The sequence below is a fragment of the Pseudomonas sp. NFX71 genome, assembly GCF_048079215.1.
In the GTDB taxonomy this organism is placed as follows: Bacteria; Pseudomonadota; Gammaproteobacteria; order Pseudomonadales; family Pseudomonadaceae; genus Aquipseudomonas; species Aquipseudomonas fluorescens_B.
Window position 1 is genome coordinate 4,050,520 of sequence record NZ_CP182230.1, and the last position, 15,495, is coordinate 4,066,014.

A 15,495-nucleotide genomic window follows, 5' to 3' on the forward strand; every position below is an offset into this window, starting at 1 on the left:
TCGGCTGGTCCGATCACCAGCGGGCTTGAAAAAGCCCGCAATAGCCTTCATCTTGTGTTGCAAGCCTATCGGATTTGGATCGAACGAATGACTGACACCCGCAACGGCGAGGACAACGGCAAGCTGCTCTATTGCTCCTTCTGTGGCAAAAGCCAGCATGAAGTGCGCAAATTGATTGCCGGCCCCTCGGTCTTTATCTGCGACGAGTGCGTCGACCTGTGCAATGACATCATCCGAGAGGAGGTGCAGGAAGCCCAGGCTGAAAGCAGCGCGCATAAATTGCCTTCGCCTAAAGAAATCAGCGGCATCCTTGATCAGTACGTGATTGGTCAGGAGCGTGCGAAAAAGGTTCTGGCCGTAGCGGTGTACAACCACTACAAACGCCTGAACCAGCGTGACAAAAAGAATGACGACGTCGAACTCGGCAAAAGCAACATCTTGCTGATCGGCCCGACAGGCTCGGGTAAAACCCTGCTTGCCGAAACACTGGCCCGCTTGTTGAATGTTCCGTTCACCATCGCCGACGCAACCACCCTCACCGAGGCGGGTTACGTGGGTGAAGACGTCGAGAACATCATTCAGAAGCTGCTGCAGAAGTGCGATTACGACGTGGAAAAAGCCCAGATGGGCATTGTCTACATCGATGAGATCGACAAGATCTCGCGCAAGTCTGACAACCCGTCGATCACCCGGGACGTTTCCGGTGAAGGCGTGCAGCAGGCCCTGCTCAAGTTGATCGAAGGCACGGTCGCTTCTGTTCCGCCCCAAGGTGGTCGCAAGCATCCGCAGCAGGAATTCCTTCAGGTCGACACCCGTAACATCCTGTTCATCTGTGGCGGTGCGTTCTCCGGTCTGGAAAAGGTTATTCAAAACCGTTCCACCAAGGGCGGCATCGGTTTCAACGCAGAAGTGCGCAGCAAGGAAGAAGGCAAGAAAGTCGGTGAATCCCTGCGTGAAGTCGAGCCTGACGATCTGGTCAAGTTCGGTCTGATCCCGGAATTCGTCGGTCGTCTGCCGGTCCTTGCCACGCTGGACGAGCTTGATGAAGCTGCATTGATGCAGATCCTCACCGAGCCGAAAAATGCTCTGACCAAGCAGTATGCCAAGTTGTTCGAGATGGAAGGTGTGGACCTGGAATTCCGGGCCGACGCGCTGAAATCGGTCGCCAAACGTGCCCTGGAACGCAAAACCGGTGCCCGTGGACTGCGTTCGATTCTCGAAGGTGTATTGCTCGACACTATGTATGAAATCCCCTCGCAGTCCGAGGTGAGTAAAGTAGTGATCGATGAAAGCGTTATAGAAGGCAAGTCCAAGCCACTGTATATCTACGAAAACAGTGAGCCGGCTGCCAAGGCCGCGCCAGACGCTTAAGCGTCACGCAGCTGGAATAAAGAAGGGGCCTTCGGGCCCCTTTGCTTTTTGCGCGTTTTAACCCTGTCTTTGCGCTTGTTTTTTTTGAAGGCAGCCCCCATCTTGGTTTCAAGCTTACTTCCATCTGTTTACGGCCTTATGGCCGCCGTAGAGGCGAAATCATGAAGACAACCATCGAATTGCCTCTCCTGCCATTGCGTGATGTTGTGGTTTATCCGCACATGGTTATCCCGCTGTTCGTGGGGCGCGAGAAATCCATCGAAGCCCTCGAGGCTGCGATGACGGGCGACAAGCAGATCCTTCTGCTGGCTCAGAGAAATCCTGCTGACGATGATCCCGGTGAAGATGCACTCTATCGCGTAGGTACGATTGCTACCGTTCTGCAGCTGCTCAAGCTGCCTGACGGCACGGTCAAGGTTCTGGTCGAAGGTGAGCAGCGGGGCGCTGTGGAGCGCTTCAGCGAAGTGGACGGCCACTGCCGTGCCGAAGTCTCATTGATCGACGAAGTCGACGCGCCTGAACGCGAGTCGGAAGTGTTTGTCCGCAGCCTGCTGGCTCAGTTCGAACAATATGTGCAGCTGGGCAAGAAAGTCCCCGCTGAGGTCCTGTCGTCGCTCAACAGCATCGACGAGCCAGGCCGCCTGGTCGACACCATGGCCGCACATATGGCCCTGAAAATCGAGCAGAAGCAGGAAATCCTCGAAATCATCGATTTGTCGGCCCGGGTCGAGCACGTCCTGGCGTTACTGGATGCCGAGATCGATCTGCTGCAAGTCGAAAAACGCATTCGCGGCCGCGTCAAAAAACAAATGGAGCGCAGCCAGCGCGAGTACTACCTGAATGAGCAGATGAAGGCCATTCAGAAAGAACTCGGCGACAGCGACGAAGGCCACAATGAAATCGAAGAGCTGAAAAAGCGCATCGATGCTGCTGGCCTGCCGAAAGATGCCCTGGCCAAGGCCCAGGGCGAACTGAACAAGCTGAAACAGATGTCGCCAATGTCCGCGGAAGCCACCGTGGTGCGTTCGTATATCGACTGGCTGGTTCAGGTGCCGTGGAAGGCTCAGAGCAAAGTGCGCCTGGACCTGGCACGTGCTGAAGATATCCTCGACGCGGACCACTACGGTCTGGAAGAAGTCAAAGAGCGGATCCTCGAGTACCTCGCCGTGCAAAAGCGCGTGAAGAAGATTCGGGGTCCTGTGTTGTGCCTGGTCGGTCCTCCTGGTGTGGGTAAAACCTCCCTGGCGGAGTCGATTGCTCACGCGACCAACCGCAAATTCGTACGCATGGCCCTCGGCGGTGTGCGCGATGAAGCGGAAATCCGTGGTCATCGCCGGACTTATATCGGTTCGATGCCAGGAAGATTGATTCAAAAAATGACAAAAGTGGGCGTCCGCAACCCGCTGTTCCTGCTCGATGAAATCGACAAAATGGGCAGCGACATGCGCGGCGATCCAGCGTCGGCGTTGCTGGAAGTGCTCGATCCGGAGCAGAACCACAACTTCAACGATCACTATCTGGAAGTCGACTACGACCTGTCCGATGTGATGTTCCTGTGCACCTCGAACTCCATGAACATTCCGCCGGCGCTGCTCGACCGGATGGAAGTGATTCGTCTGCCGGGCTACACCGAAGACGAAAAGATCAACATCGCCGTCAAATACCTTTCGCCGAAGCAGATCACGGCCAACGGTCTGAAGAAAGGCGAGCTGGAATTCGACGCCGAAGCGATCCGCGACATCATCCGCTACTACACCCGCGAAGCCGGTGTACGTGGACTGGAGCGCCAGATTGCCAAGGTTTGCCGCAAGGCGGTCAAAGAGCATGCGCTGGAAAAACGCTTCTCGGTGAAGGTCACTGCCGACATGCTGGAACACTTCCTTGGCGTGCGCAAATTCCGCTATGGCCTGGCTGAATCGCAGGATCAGATCGGTCAAGTGACCGGGCTGGCATGGACTCAAGTGGGCGGCGAGTTGCTGACCATCGAAGCCGCTGTGGTACCAGGCAAAGGGCAACTGATCAAGACCGGTTCGCTGGGTGACGTGATGGTCGAATCGATCACTGCCGCGTTGACCGTTGTCCGCAGCCGCGCGAAGAGCCTGGGGATTCCCCTGGACTTCCACGAGAAGCGCGACACGCACATCCACATGCCGGAAGGGGCCACCCCGAAGGATGGCCCTAGCGCCGGTGTAGGCATGTGCACGGCCCTGGTGTCGGCATTGACCGGCATTCCGGTGCGTGCTGACGTGGCCATGACGGGTGAAATCACCCTGCGCGGTCAAGTGCTGGCGATTGGTGGTCTGAAAGAAAAACTGCTTGCGGCTCACCGTGGCGGGATCAAGACGGTGATCATTCCTGAAGAGAACGTACGCGATCTGAAGGAAATTCCTGACAATATCAAGCAAGATCTGCAGATTAAACCGGTTAAATGGATTGACGAGGTCCTGCAAATTGCGCTGCAATACGCGCCGGAGCCCTTGCCCGATGTAGCTCCGGAGATAGTTGCAAAGGATGAAAAACGCGAGTCTGACTCTAAGGAAAGAATTAGCACGCATTAGTACGCATTTGCCTGGGGGGCTTGTTGACAGCTTTTTAGAGCCCTTGTTATAAAGCGGCTCTTAAGTGTCTGTAGGCCATTCAGCACTCGTTTTTGCTTTCACCAAAAAACTTAGAATCATACTCAAATAGATATAAGGGGACTTAGAGTGAACAAGTCGGAACTGATTGATGCTATCGCTGCATCCGCTGATATCCCGAAAGCTGCTGCTGGCCGTGCGCTGGACGCTGTAATCGAATCCGTCACTGGCGCTCTCAAGGCTGGCGACTCTGTTGTTCTGGTTGGTTTCGGTACTTTCTCCGTGACTGATCGTCCAGCTCGCATTGGTCGTAACCCACAGACCGGTAAGACACTGGAAATCGCAGCAGCCAAAAAACCAGGTTTCAAAGCCGGTAAAGCACTGAAAGAAGCTGTCAACTAAGTTCGATTCAGGTTTTTGCCTATCCGGGTCGGGGTCATGCCTGACCTGGCAGCGGAGCGGTAGTCCAGTCGGCGAGTCGCCGGTCCGAGACGCCGAGGGTCGCAAGTTCGAACCCTTGGTCCGTTCCGCCAGTTACGAGAAGGCGCATCCTCGGATGCGCCTTTCTTCTATCCGGATTCTACCCACGCTCCACGGTTGCCTAATTTTGAAGTTCAACCGTTTCTGGGGGACGCATGCTGCAGAATATCAGGGACAATTCACAAGGCTGGATTGCCAAGACCATTATCGGGGTCATCGTTGCACTGATGGCTTTGACCGGTTTCGACGCCATTTTTCAGGCCACTACCCATCGTAACGATGCGGCCAAGGTCAACGGCGAGGAAATCAGCCAGAACGAGCTGAGCCAGGCGGTCGATATGCAACGCCGTCAGCTCATGCAACAGCTGGGCAAGGATTTCGATGCTTCCTTGCTCGACGAAAAAATGCTGCGCGAATCGGCCCTCAAAGGCTTGATCGACCGCAAACTGCTGCTGCAAGGCGCAGAAAACTCGAAATTCGCTTTTTCCGAAGCGGCTTTGGACCAAGTGATCCTGCAAACCCCTGAGTTCCAGGTGGACGGCAAGTTCAGCTCCGAGCGTTTCGATCAGGTTATTCGTCAGCTCGGCTACAGCCGCATGCAATTCCGCCAGATGCTGGCTCAGGAAATGCTGATCGGTCAGCTGCGCGCGGGTCTGGCAGGTAGCGGTTTCGTCACCGACGCACAGGTTCTGGCCTTCGCCCGTCTGGAAAAACAGACCCGCGATTTCGCGACCCTGAACGTCAAGGCTGACCCGGCGGCTGTGAAGCTGACCGACGATGAGGTCAAGGCCTACTACGACGAACACGCCAAGGAGTTCATGACGCCGGATCAGGTGATCATTGATTACCTTGAGTTGAAGAAGTCTTCCTTCTTCGATCAGGTCACCGTCAAGGACGAAGACCTGCAGGCGGCGTATCAGAAAGAAATCGCGAACCTGTCCGAGCAACGCCGGGCGGCGCACATTCTGATCGAAGTGAACGATAAGGTGACCGAGGCGCAAGCCAAGGCCAAAATCGAAGAAGTCCAGGCCCGTCTGGCCAAAGGCGAGAAGTTCGAAGCCCTGGCCAAGGAGTTCTCCCAGGACCCAGGTTCGGCGAACAACGGTGGTGACCTCGGCTACGCAGGTCCTGGTGTCTACGATCCGGCCTTCGAAACAGCGCTGTACGCGTTGGCCAAGGATCAGGTTTCGGCACCGGTCCGCACTGATTTCGGTTTCCACCTGATCAAGCTGTTGGGCGTCGAGGCTCCGGAAGTTCCGACCCTCGCCAGCCTGAAAGACAAGCTGACCCGTGAACTGAAAACCCAGCAGGTCGAGCAGCGTTTCGTCGAGGCGACCAAACAGCTGGAAGACTCGTCGTTTGAGTCCTCCGATCTGGCTCAGCCGGCACAGGACCTGAAACTGACCGTTCACACCTCCAAGCCGTTCGGCCGGGAAGGTGGCGAAGGCGTGACAGCCAACCGTGCGGTGATCACTGCCGCGTTCAGTCCTGAAGTGCTGGATGAGGGTGCCAACAGCACCGCCATCGAACTCGATCCGGAAACCGTGATCGTGTTGCGCGCCAAGGAGCACTTGAAGCCTGCGCAATTGCCGCTGGAAAGCGTGTCTGCCGCCATCCGAGGGCAATTGGCCAAGGAGCACGCCAGTGCTGCCGCCAAGACCAAGGCTGACGAGCTGATCGCCAGCCTGCGCGAAGGCAAGGCGCCACTGGACAAGGCGATTGAGGGTCAGAGCTGGAAAGTCACCGCAGCAGCGACACGCGCTCAGGAAGGGATCGACCCGACTGTGCTGCAAGCGCTGTTCCGCATGCCTAAACCAGCCGCCAAAGACAAGCCGACCTTCGGCAGCGTGACCCTGGCCGATGGTAGCCTGGTGATCGTGCGCCTGAACGGCGTCAATGAAGCCGCTGCGCCGACCGAAGAAGAGAAGGCTCAATACCGTCGCTTCCTCGCCTCGCGCATTGGCCAGCAAGACTTTGCGGCTTACCGCAAGCAGCTGGAAGCCGAAGCGGACATCAAGCGTTTCTGATGCCTGACTGAGTTTCCCGCGCAACACAAAGACCCCGGCCGAAAATCCGGGGTTTTTTGTGGGTGACGGAAAAGTGGGCAGACGCTCCCCGTCGCCTGGTTTTTTACTGAACGACTTTTTCCTGTAAATGGCAGTCATTACACTTGTAACTGTTTCAAGACACTAATCGGTGCGACGCTAAGCATCGATCTGTTGCACAATACGCCCCGGACCGTTTTCTTCAGGATGTTCAATGTTTAAATCATTTCCCGTGCGGGTTGTCGGGCTGGCTCTGGTGCTGGCGGCCGCGGCCGGTTGCTCGTCGAAAAAAGCCCCCATCTATGAGCATGAGAACTTCGACGACTCCGGAACGTTTTCGCGCAACTATCCGGTGACCGATGCGCAAACCTGCGAAGCCGCCCGTCGGGCGCTGCTCAGTCAGGGCTACATCATTACCAGCAGCGATCCGAAACTGATCAGTGGTCACAAAAGCTTCCAGCAGACTGGCGATACCCACATGGAGATAAGTTTCAGTGTGGTCTGTGCCGATGATGGCAGCGAAGGTCACCACGCCACCATGTTTGCCAACGCACTGCAGGATCGCTATGCGCTGAAGAAAACCAACAATTCCGCCAGCCTTGGCGTGGGCGTGCTGGGTTCGGTATCGATGCCGATCGGCTCGTCCGATGATTCGATGGTCAAGGTTGCCAGCGAAACCGTATCGTCGGCGAAGTTCTACGAGCGCTTCTTCACCTTGGTGGAGTTGTTCCTGCCGCCGGAAGCGAAAAAAGCCGCGCACATCGTCGAGAAGCCGAAAACCGACCTGGGCGTGCCTGAAACCAAGGCCGCACCGGCGGCATTGGCGCCGGAGCCTGCGCCCGCTGCTGAGCCTGCACCGGCACCTGCCGCGGAGCCGGTTGCACCCCCACCTGAACCCGCACCGGTTGCCCCGGCCGAAAACACTGAATCGGCGCCGTCGACGGAAAACGTCACGCCACCGCCGCAGTCGGATTTGCCTCCTCCGAGCGAACCGATTCCAGCCATGCCGGTCACCAGCCAGTAATCGCTCCTGACGTTCCGGGATCAGCCCACAGCTCGTTGATCCCGGAACAGCGTTCAATTGATCCGCGTCAACCCAGGCCGTATTCCTGCAGCCTGTATCGAAAAAATCCTGTGATAAATTCCTGACCGCCTGCTACGTTTTATTCAGTAGCGACGAAGCGTCGTGCCTGCGTCATTTTTCTTTCACTCGGGCACTTTATGCTCAAGGCGCTGGTCATTTATTCAAGCGTTTTTTCAATGAGCTGTGGGAGATTCACAATGGACGATTATCAAGAAGAGCTGCTCGAGTTTCAGGCGTTTGAACTGGACCCGCTGGAACCCGCCGAAGACGCTACCGAGCTGTAAGCGTCAGGCGGATTGGCGGTGACTGCGGCGAAATTCGCCGGGAGTCTGGCCGCTCCAGCGTTTGAAAGCGCGTTGAAACGCTTCGGCTGAGGCAAAGCCCAGCAGGTAGGCGATTTCACCGAACGCCAGTTCGGTGTCACGAATGTAGGTCATGGCCAGGTCGCGACGGGTGTCGTTGAGAATTGCACGAAACTGCGTGCCTTCCTCGGCGAGTTTGCGACGCAAGGTCCAGGTAGGCAGCTTCAGGCGTGCCGCCACTTCTTCCAGGTCGGGTTCCCGGCCACCATTGAGCAACGGCCCCAGTAACTGAGTGATGCGTTCACGCAGGCTGCGGGTGCGTGTCAGTTGTTCCAGTTCCCGTTCACACAGTTGCAACAGGTGCCGCCACGTACTCGGGCAGTGCAGCGGGTTGCGCTGGGCGAGGCTGTCCAGGCTCATGCGCAGCTGGTTCTGTTCGGCGCTGAACTGGATTGGGCAATCGCCCAGCACCGCATAAGCGTCGTGGTAATCCGGTTCGTCGAATTCGATTTCGATGCGTTCGGCGCTCAAGGGGACAGGGCTGACGCTGGACAATTGCTGCAACCATCCGGCGATGATCGAATCCACCACGAAGCGGTTGTAGGCGTTGTAAGGACTGATGGAATAGAACCGCAGCCAGGCGCCTTGGGCGTCTTCGTGGAAGCTCGATTGACCGCGATAGTTGGAGCCGTACAAGGCTTCGAAGCGAATCAGGCAACGTGCCGCTTCCCGTACTGTCGGCGCCTGCGCGGCGGTGACTCCGGCCAGGCCGGCCTGGCTCAGACGGCTGAGCTGGCCCATGCGCAAACCCAGCGCCGGGTTGTCGGTCAGTTGAATCGCGCCGTGGCCCAGGCGCATGTAACGCGGGATCGACAGCCGGGCGCAGGCTTCGCCAAGCCGCGCGGGGTCGAGGCCATACTGGTCGAGCAGGGGCTGAGGATCGATGCCGTGACTGCGCACCGCGTCGGCCAGGCTATGAACAAAGCCGACCGACAAATCGCCCAGACGCATCGGCAACGGTTTCATGGCTTACAACCAAAGATTCAGCAAGCGCGCGCCACGGACATTTCCACCGACGAAATGCTGGCCGTTGCTGCTGAGAAAGCTCTGCCCGGCGCTGCCCTGATCCCAGAATTGCCCGCGCAGGAACACACTCACACCGGCAATGGCCTGGCTGCTGGGCGGTTGAGCGGTCAGTGTCAGGCGATGCCAGGCCTGGCCTTCGCTGAGCTCGCCAGCCTTGAGACTGACGGAGCCGGGCGTCGACAAACCTTTGTAACCGCGCCATGGCTTGTCCCAGGTCCCGCGACCACTGACGAACGCCGGTACCGCGACCAACTGCGCACCCTGATCGTCGAGTTTACGGTAGTTGTCCGGGTACCAACTGTCGCTACCGATCAGCACGCCCAGACGGCCGGCCGGGGTGTCGACGACGCTGAGCGTGTGTTCGCCATTTGCTTCGATGACATCATGCTCGGCGAAAATCGGGTGCATCTGGCGCTGTGGCTGGCCAATCGGCAGACCATCGCGACCGAACACCACGCTGCTGTTGTACAGCGCGCCGCGACCGATTTTCAGGGTGCCGTCGATGATGCTCGGCTCAGGCAGCACGATGGAGCCCGCCACCAGTGTCACGTGAAATTCTTTCGCCAGACCACCGAACAGCGCCTGGTACTCCTTGGCCATGCCTTTGGCTTTCATGCGCAGGTGCGCATCGTCCAGGCGGTTGTCGCCCTTGGCGCTGATCAGGGCGCGGACGAACTGCAAGGGATTGCTCACCGCCAGCCAGTTCATGGCTTCCTTGAGGGTGGTGGCCTGGTACAGCTCGTCTTTTTCGCCACTGACCATCAACCAGGTGCCGACATGTTCAGGCAGCACGACGATGGTTTTTTCATTCAACAAGCCCTGTTCCTGGGCTTTCTGCAGATAGGCCGCGAGTTTGCGGTGCAGGCGTTCGGCGCTTTGATAGTCGGTGGGGAAGAGTTCCGGCTGGATGCCCAGCAGGTTGCCGCGATCGGCAGGGGTGCCTTGATCGATGGCGAGATCGATTCGCAGGTCCGACAGGTAATGACCCACCGGACGGTCCGCGGCCCACATGGCGTAGGTTGTCAGGGCGGCAATCAATGCCATGGAGAAAGTCAGGTACAGAAGTTTGCGCATGGGAAAACAGTCGACGGCCGTTTGCAGGTTTCATGATTGGCGTGCAGATAAGGAACGAGGCTACGGTAAAACAGCGGATCAAGGGGCTGTTTTTTTGATTTTTTTGCGGTTCTTGGCGGAATGATGGCCGATGACGCCAAACCAACGCAAAGTCGTGTCGCCATGATCGATATGTGCTGAATTCGTCATCGCCTTGGCCTAAAGCGATCAAGCCGTTGGTGGGGGAATGGGCCAGTCTGGACGGTCTGTTCAAGGAGGTGATTATGATCCGACTGTCTCTGGCCGAAGCTCGTGAGTTGGCCGAATCGATTTTGCTGCATAACGGTTTCAACCTTGCCCACGCTCAAGCGGTGACTGCCACGGTGATTGCCGGCGAACGCGATGGCTGTGCCTCCCATGGTTTGTATCGGATTCTGGGCTGTGTCAACTCGCTAAGGGCCGGCAAAGTGGCGGCTGATGCACAGCCGCAAGTCATCGATCAGGCGCCATCGATTGTGCGTGTGGATGCGGCGGGTGGTTTTTCACAATTGGCATTCCAGGCAGGGCTGCCGGTGCTGGCGCACAAAGCCCGGGCAAATGGTGTTGCTGCGTTGGCCATCAATCGCTGTGTGCATTTCTCTGCGCTGTGGGTGGAGATCGAACAACTGACGGCCGCCGGTCTCGTGGCGTTGGCCTGCAATCCCAGCCATGCCTGGGTGGCGCCTGCGGGTGGCAGTCAGCCGGTGTTCGGCACCAATCCCATCGCGTTCGGCTGGCCACGCTCGGGCAAGGACCCGTTTGTGTTTGACTTCGCCACCAGCGCGATCGCTCGTGGCGATATCGAGTTGCACCGGCGTGCCGGCAAAGCGATTCCCGAGGGCTGGGGCGTAGACGGTCAGGGACTGCCCAGTACCGACGCCAGCGTGGTGCTTGATGCGGGCGCGATGCTGACGTTCGGCGGGCACAAAGGCTCTGCGCTGGCGGCCATGGTGGAGCTGATCGCCGGGCCGCTGATCGGCGACCTGACCAGTGCCGAGTCACTGGCTTACGACGCCGGGAGCAAGTCGTCGCCGTATCATGGCGAGTTGATCATCGCTCTTGATCCGCGATGCTTTCTCGGCGACTCCACCGAGCAGCATCTGGCCCGCGCCGAAGTCTTGTTCGAGAGCATTCAAGGGCAGGGCGCACGGTTGCCATCGCAACGGCGCTACGAGGCTCGAGCGCTTAGCCTGGTGGAGGGCGTGGAGATTCCCGAGGGCTTGTACAACGACCTCAAAGCACTGCTGGAATGAGTGAACGAATGCGCCACCGGAAAACCCGGTGGCGTTTTTTTTACAGTGGGGCCCGCTGGCCAATGCCATCCACCAGGCGGGCGATGCCCAGCGGGTTGGCGTTTTTCAGCGGGTCCGGCAAGAGCGCGTCCGGGCAGTTCTGGTAACACACCGGGCGCAGGAATCGCTCGATGGCCAGGCTGCCGACCGAGGTGCCACGTGCATCGGAAGTGGCCGGGTAGGGGCCTCCGTGTACCATCGCATCGCAGACTTCGACGCCGGTCGGGTAGCCGTTGAACAAGACTCGGCCGACCTTTTGTTCCAGCAGCGGTAACAGCTCGCTGTGATTGTGCAGGTCGTCGGCTTCAGCAATCAGTGTAGCCGTGAGTTGCCCGTGCAAATGCTGAAGTGCCTGCTGCAGTTCGGCTTTGTCGGCCACTTCCACCAGTATCGTCGCGGGGCCGAACACTTCTTCCTGCAACAGCGGGTCGTCATCGAGCAACAGACTGACGTCAGCCTTGAACAGTTGTGGCTGTGCTTGCTGGGCTTGATAATCGCGGCCGGCCAGATGAGTGATTTTCGGATGTGCGTACAACGCCTGCACACCGTTGGCGTAGCTGTTCAGCGTACCGTGGTTGAGCATGGTCTGGTCCGGTTGTTCGGCCATCAATGCGCTGAACAATTGGGTAAAGGCACTGAACGCTGGCGAGCGAATACCGATCACCAGTCCGGGGTTAGTGCAGAACTGGCCGCAGCCGAGCACCACGGAGGCGGCGAGTTCGCTGGCAATTTTTGCGCCCCGCAGTTGCAGTGCGTCGGGCAATAGCACCACCGGATTGATGCTGCTCATTTCGGCGAACACGGGAATCGGTTGAGGTCGTGCTGAGGCCATGTCGCACAGCGCGCGGCCACCCTTGAGTGAGCCGGTAAAGCCCACCGCCTGGATGGCCGGATGCTTGACCAGCGCTTCGCCGACCCCCGCGCCGTAGATCATGTTGAACACACCTTTGGGCATACCGGTTTGCTCGGCCGCGCGCAGGATCGCATCGGCCACCCGTTCAGCGGTTGCCATATGCCCGCTGTGGGCCTTGAACACCACCGGGCAACCGGCGGCCAACGCAGCAGCGGTGTCGCCACCAGCGGTGGAGAAAGCCAACGGGAAATTGCTCGCACCGAACACAGCGACCGGGCCGACGCCGATCTGGTATTGGCGCAGATCAACCCGTGGCAGCGGTTTGCGATCAGGCAGGGCCCGGTCGATGCGTGCAGCATAAAAATCGCCACGACGCAGGACTTGGGCGAACAGGCGCATCTGGCTGCTTGTGCGAGTACGCTCACCCAGAATGCGTCCGTTCGGCAGCGCCGTCTCGCGGGTCACCAGCGCGATGAAATTATCGTCCAGTGCCTCCAGTTGTGTGGCGATGGCTTCGAGAAACTCCGCGCGGCGTATGGCCGACAGCGTGCGAAGGGTCGGGTAGGCGGCTGCTGCGGCCTGGGCGGCAGCGTCGACCTCTTCGGCGGTGGCCTGCATGAACGCGTAGGGCAGCGCCTCACCGGTACTGGCGTCATGGCTGCGCACGATGACCTTGCCGGCGGCGCTGCGCGCACCACCGATGTAGTTGTGTCCGATGATCTCGGGCATGAAAAGCTCCTGTCGGAATTTAGTGGCCCTGTAGGCGTCAGCTTGCTGGCGATGGTGTGTCCTAAGGCATCAATGTTGATTGACACACTGCCATCGCGAGCAAGCGGGCTCCTACAGGGGGATCGTGTCAGGCCAGTGAATCGCTGCGGCGCACAGGCGCAGGTTCGGCGTCGGTCAAGGCGGCGATGCGCGCGGCAGATTCGCTGTCCACCAGATGCAATGATTTACCCCGTGTTTCCCGAGTAAGACCGACAGCGACAATCGAGATCAGCGATGCACCGACCAGGTAAAACGCGATCGGTGTCGAGCTGTGATACTTGTTGAGCAAAGTGATCGCAATCAGCGGGGCGAGGGAGCCGGCGAAGATCGGCGCCACCTGGTAGCACAGGGACAACGCGGTGTAGCGCACGTGGGTCGGGAACATTTCCGCCATCAGCGCCGAGTAGGGTGCGTAGGTCATTGACTCGATCGCCAGGCCCAGGGTGATGGCGGCCATGATCAGCCAGTTGTTGCCGGTGTCCATCATCGGGAAACCGATGAAACCCCAGAACGCCGTGAGCACCGCGCCTGTCAGGTACACCGGCTTGCGCCCGACCAGATCGGACAGATAGCCCATCAGCGGAATCATGAAGAAGTGCAGCAGGTGGGCGCCGAACATCAGCAACAGAATTTCGGAAGTGTCTTTGTGCACTATCAGTTTCAGATAGGTAATCGAGAAGGTTACGACGGTGTAGTAGAGGATGTTCTCGGCAAACCGCGCACCGATACCGACCAGCACCGAGCGCCAGTGGTGACGCAGCACTTCAACCACGCCCAGTTGCTGTTGCCTGGTCTGCGCTTGACGGGCCTGGGCTTCCTTGAAAATCGGCGCGTCATCGACGCTGGTGCGAATCCAGTAGCCAATCAGCACCACGATGGCCGAGAACCAGAACGCCACGCGCCAGCCCCAGGCGAGGAATTGCTCCTCCGACAGGTTCGACGACAACAGCAGCAGCGCAACCGTCGCCACCAGGTTGCCGGCCGGGACACCGGCCTGCGGCCAACTGGCCCAGAAACCTCGACGATTGTCCGGGCAGTGCTCGGACACCAGCAGAATCGCACCGCCCCATTCGCCGCCAAAGGCAAAACCCTGGATCAGCCGCAGCAGCACCAGCAACACCGGCGCGGCATAGCCGATCTGGTTGAAGCCGGGCAGGCAACCCATCAGGAAGGTGGTGATACCGACCACCACCAGGCTCAGTTGCAGCAGGCGCTTGCGGCCGTATTTGTCGCCGTAGTGACCGAACACCAGGCCACCCAGTGGGCGGGCGAGAAAGCCTACGGCGTAGAGGGCGAAGGCGGCGATGATGCCGTCGATGGGACTGTCGGTCTGGCGGAAGAACAACTGGCCGAAGACCAGTGCCGACGCAGTGCCATAAAGGAAGAATTCATACCATTCGGCGACGGTGCCGGCCATGGCGGCGGCCACGACACGCTTGAGTCCCGAAGGTGTGGTTGCGCTTTGGGTGTGTTGAGCGTTGGGCATGCTGGCGTTTCCTGTAAGGGCGCAAAAAACAGGTAGCCGGGCCGGGCCTGCGAAGCCCCGCCCGGCAATCACTCAGAGACCGACGTCCGGCAAGTGCGGACGGTTGGCCAAGGCCTTGGCCATGATCTGCTCGACGAAGACCCGATCTTCTTCTGGCAGGGCCAGGCGTGGCGGACGGGTCAGCGCGCTGCCGCGACCGGCTATGGCTTCGCACAGCTTGATGCACTGCACCAGGTCGGCACGGGCGTCGAGGTGCAGGATCGGCATCAGCCATTCGTAAATCGGCATGGCTTCGGCATAGCGTCCGGCCTTGGCCAGTCGGAAGATGGTTTCGCCTTCTTTCGGGAACACGTTGGACATGCCCGACACCCAGCCTTCAGCGCCCACGGCAAGGCTTTCCAGCACCACATCGTCGAGGCCGGCGAACAGCACAAAACGGTCACCCACTTCGTTACGAATGTCGATGAAGCGGCGAGTGTCGCCAGAGGAATCCTTGAAGCACACCACGTTGTCGCAGTCGGCCAGGGCAATCAGGATGTCCGGGGTCACGTCGTTTTTGTAGATCGGCGGGTTGTTGTAGACCATCAGCGGCACGTCGGCGTTTTTTGCCACGTAGCGGTAATGCTCGGCGGTTTCGAACGGCTTGGAACCGTAGACCAGCGCCGGCATCAGCATCACGCCATCGACACCGACCTTGCGCACTGCGTTGGCGACCTTGGCCGCTTGCACACTGGTGAATTCGGCCACACCGCAAATCACTGGCACACGGCCGCGCGAGGCATCGACCGCGACTTCGGTCACGGCGATTTTTTCTTCAGCGGTCAGCGAAGTGTTCTCGCCTACCGAGCCACAAACCACCAGGCCCGACACGCCGTCACGGATCACGTTGGAAATGACCTGATGGGTTTTTTCCAGGTTGATCGAGAAGTCATCGTTGAATTGAGTGGTCACCGCGGGGAAGACGCCACTCCAGTTAATACGCTTGCTCATTGTTGCCTCCGGGTTGTTTATTGTATTTCGTATACGATATTTAAAATGAAAAGAATCGGCTAGTGCTTTT

Annotated in this window: 12 protein-coding genes; 7 read left to right on the plus strand and 5 right to left on the minus strand. The window is 58.8% G+C overall.

All coding sequences use genetic code 11. The features are described from left to right. Positions 1-87: 87 nt before the first annotated feature. The 6 genes from clpX (at position 88) to ACM1ZW_RS18785 (ending at position 7,840) form a co-directional block, all read left to right on the plus strand. Positions 88-1,371 carry an ATP-dependent Clp protease ATP-binding subunit ClpX gene (gene clpX / locus ACM1ZW_RS18760; RefSeq protein WP_007946893.1) on the plus strand — a complete coding sequence of 428 codons (1,284 nt, stop codon included), beginning with the start codon at positions 88-90 and terminating at the stop codon, positions 1,369-1,371. Between the two features lie 161 nt (positions 1,372-1,532). Continuing rightward, complete coding sequence (lon, locus tag ACM1ZW_RS18765; protein WP_052909694.1) at positions 1,533-3,929, plus strand: endopeptidase La; 2,397 nt, start codon at positions 1,533-1,535, stop codon at positions 3,927-3,929. Positions 3,930-4,076: 147 nt separating this feature from the next. Continuing rightward, a complete protein-coding gene (locus ACM1ZW_RS18770; protein WP_002552737.1) occupies positions 4,077-4,349 on the plus strand; it encodes an HU family DNA-binding protein in 273 nt (90 codons plus the stop codon). Positions 4,350-4,582: 233 nt separating this feature from the next. After that, positions 4,583-6,454 carry a SurA N-terminal domain-containing protein gene (locus ACM1ZW_RS18775; protein ID WP_416739012.1) on the plus strand — a complete coding sequence of 624 codons (1,872 nt, stop codon included), beginning with the start codon at positions 4,583-4,585 and terminating at the stop codon, positions 6,452-6,454. A gap of 232 nt (positions 6,455-6,686) precedes the next feature. Beyond that, complete coding sequence (locus tag ACM1ZW_RS18780; RefSeq protein ID WP_017339694.1) at positions 6,687-7,496, plus strand: DUF2242 domain-containing protein; 810 nt, start codon at positions 6,687-6,689, stop codon at positions 7,494-7,496. 197 nt (positions 7,497-7,693) lie between these two features. Further along, complete coding sequence (locus ACM1ZW_RS18785) at positions 7,694-7,840, plus strand: hypothetical protein (RefSeq protein ID WP_191623712.1); 147 nt, start codon at positions 7,694-7,696, stop codon at positions 7,838-7,840. Between the two features lie 3 nt (positions 7,841-7,843). Here ACM1ZW_RS18785 and ACM1ZW_RS18790 read toward each other — a convergent pair whose 3' ends face one another. Together ACM1ZW_RS18790 and ACM1ZW_RS18795 are read right to left on the minus strand one after the other, a co-directional pair. Further along, complete coding sequence (locus ACM1ZW_RS18790; RefSeq protein WP_414878662.1) at positions 7,844-8,884, minus strand: AraC family transcriptional regulator; 1,041 nt, start codon at positions 8,882-8,884, stop codon at positions 7,844-7,846. A gap of 3 nt (positions 8,885-8,887) precedes the next feature. Beyond that, complete coding sequence (locus ACM1ZW_RS18795) at positions 8,888-10,018, minus strand: carbon-nitrogen hydrolase family protein (protein WP_416739013.1); 1,131 nt, start codon at positions 10,016-10,018, stop codon at positions 8,888-8,890. Positions 10,019-10,281: 263 nt separating this feature from the next. On the opposite strand from ACM1ZW_RS18795, the gene ACM1ZW_RS18800 reads away from it, so the two are divergent. Next, entirely contained in the window at positions 10,282-11,289 is a 1,008-nt protein-coding gene (locus ACM1ZW_RS18800; protein ID WP_416739014.1) for an Ldh family oxidoreductase, read from the plus strand. Between the two features lie 40 nt (positions 11,290-11,329). Here ACM1ZW_RS18800 and ACM1ZW_RS18805 read toward each other — a convergent pair whose 3' ends face one another. The 3 genes from ACM1ZW_RS18805 to ACM1ZW_RS18815 form a co-directional block, all read right to left on the minus strand. Further along, a complete protein-coding gene (locus ACM1ZW_RS18805; RefSeq protein ID WP_416739015.1) occupies positions 11,330-12,910 on the minus strand; it encodes an aldehyde dehydrogenase (NADP(+)) in 1,581 nt (526 codons plus the stop codon). Positions 12,911-13,037: 127 nt separating this feature from the next. Continuing rightward, positions 13,038-14,435 (minus strand): fosfomycin efflux MFS transporter AbaF, encoded by a 1,398-nt coding sequence (gene abaF, locus ACM1ZW_RS18810; protein ID WP_414878666.1) that lies wholly within the window; start codon positions 14,433-14,435, stop codon positions 13,038-13,040. Between the two features lie 72 nt (positions 14,436-14,507). Then, a complete protein-coding gene (locus ACM1ZW_RS18815; protein WP_150632559.1) occupies positions 14,508-15,425 on the minus strand; it encodes a dihydrodipicolinate synthase family protein in 918 nt (305 codons plus the stop codon). Positions 15,426-15,495 lie beyond the last annotated feature (70 nt).

Coding starts and splice junctions, on each gene's coding strand:
- clpX (WP_007946893.1), top strand. CDS start 88: ATGACTGACACCCGCAACGGCGAGGACAACGGCAAGCTGCTCTATTGC.
- ACM1ZW_RS18815 (WP_150632559.1), bottom strand. CDS start 15,425: ATGAGCAAGCGTATTAACTGGAGTGGCGTCTTCCCCGCGGTGACCACT.
- abaF (WP_414878666.1), bottom strand. CDS start 14,435: ATGCCCAACGCTCAACACACCCAAAGCGCAACCACACCTTCGGGACTC.
- ACM1ZW_RS18780 (WP_017339694.1), top strand. CDS start 6,687: ATGTTTAAATCATTTCCCGTGCGGGTTGTCGGGCTGGCTCTGGTGCTG.
- lon (WP_052909694.1), top strand. CDS start 1,533: ATGAAGACAACCATCGAATTGCCTCTCCTGCCATTGCGTGATGTTGTG.
- ACM1ZW_RS18785 (WP_191623712.1), top strand. CDS start 7,694: ATGCTCAAGGCGCTGGTCATTTATTCAAGCGTTTTTTCAATGAGCTGT.
- ACM1ZW_RS18800 (WP_416739014.1), top strand. CDS start 10,282: ATGATCCGACTGTCTCTGGCCGAAGCTCGTGAGTTGGCCGAATCGATT.
- ACM1ZW_RS18805 (WP_416739015.1), bottom strand. CDS start 12,910: ATGCCCGAGATCATCGGACACAACTACATCGGTGGTGCGCGCAGCGCC.
- ACM1ZW_RS18790 (WP_414878662.1), bottom strand. CDS start 8,884: ATGAAACCGTTGCCGATGCGTCTGGGCGATTTGTCGGTCGGCTTTGTT.
- ACM1ZW_RS18795 (WP_416739013.1), bottom strand. CDS start 10,018: ATGCGCAAACTTCTGTACCTGACTTTCTCCATGGCATTGATTGCCGCC.
- ACM1ZW_RS18775 (WP_416739012.1), top strand. CDS start 4,583: ATGCTGCAGAATATCAGGGACAATTCACAAGGCTGGATTGCCAAGACC.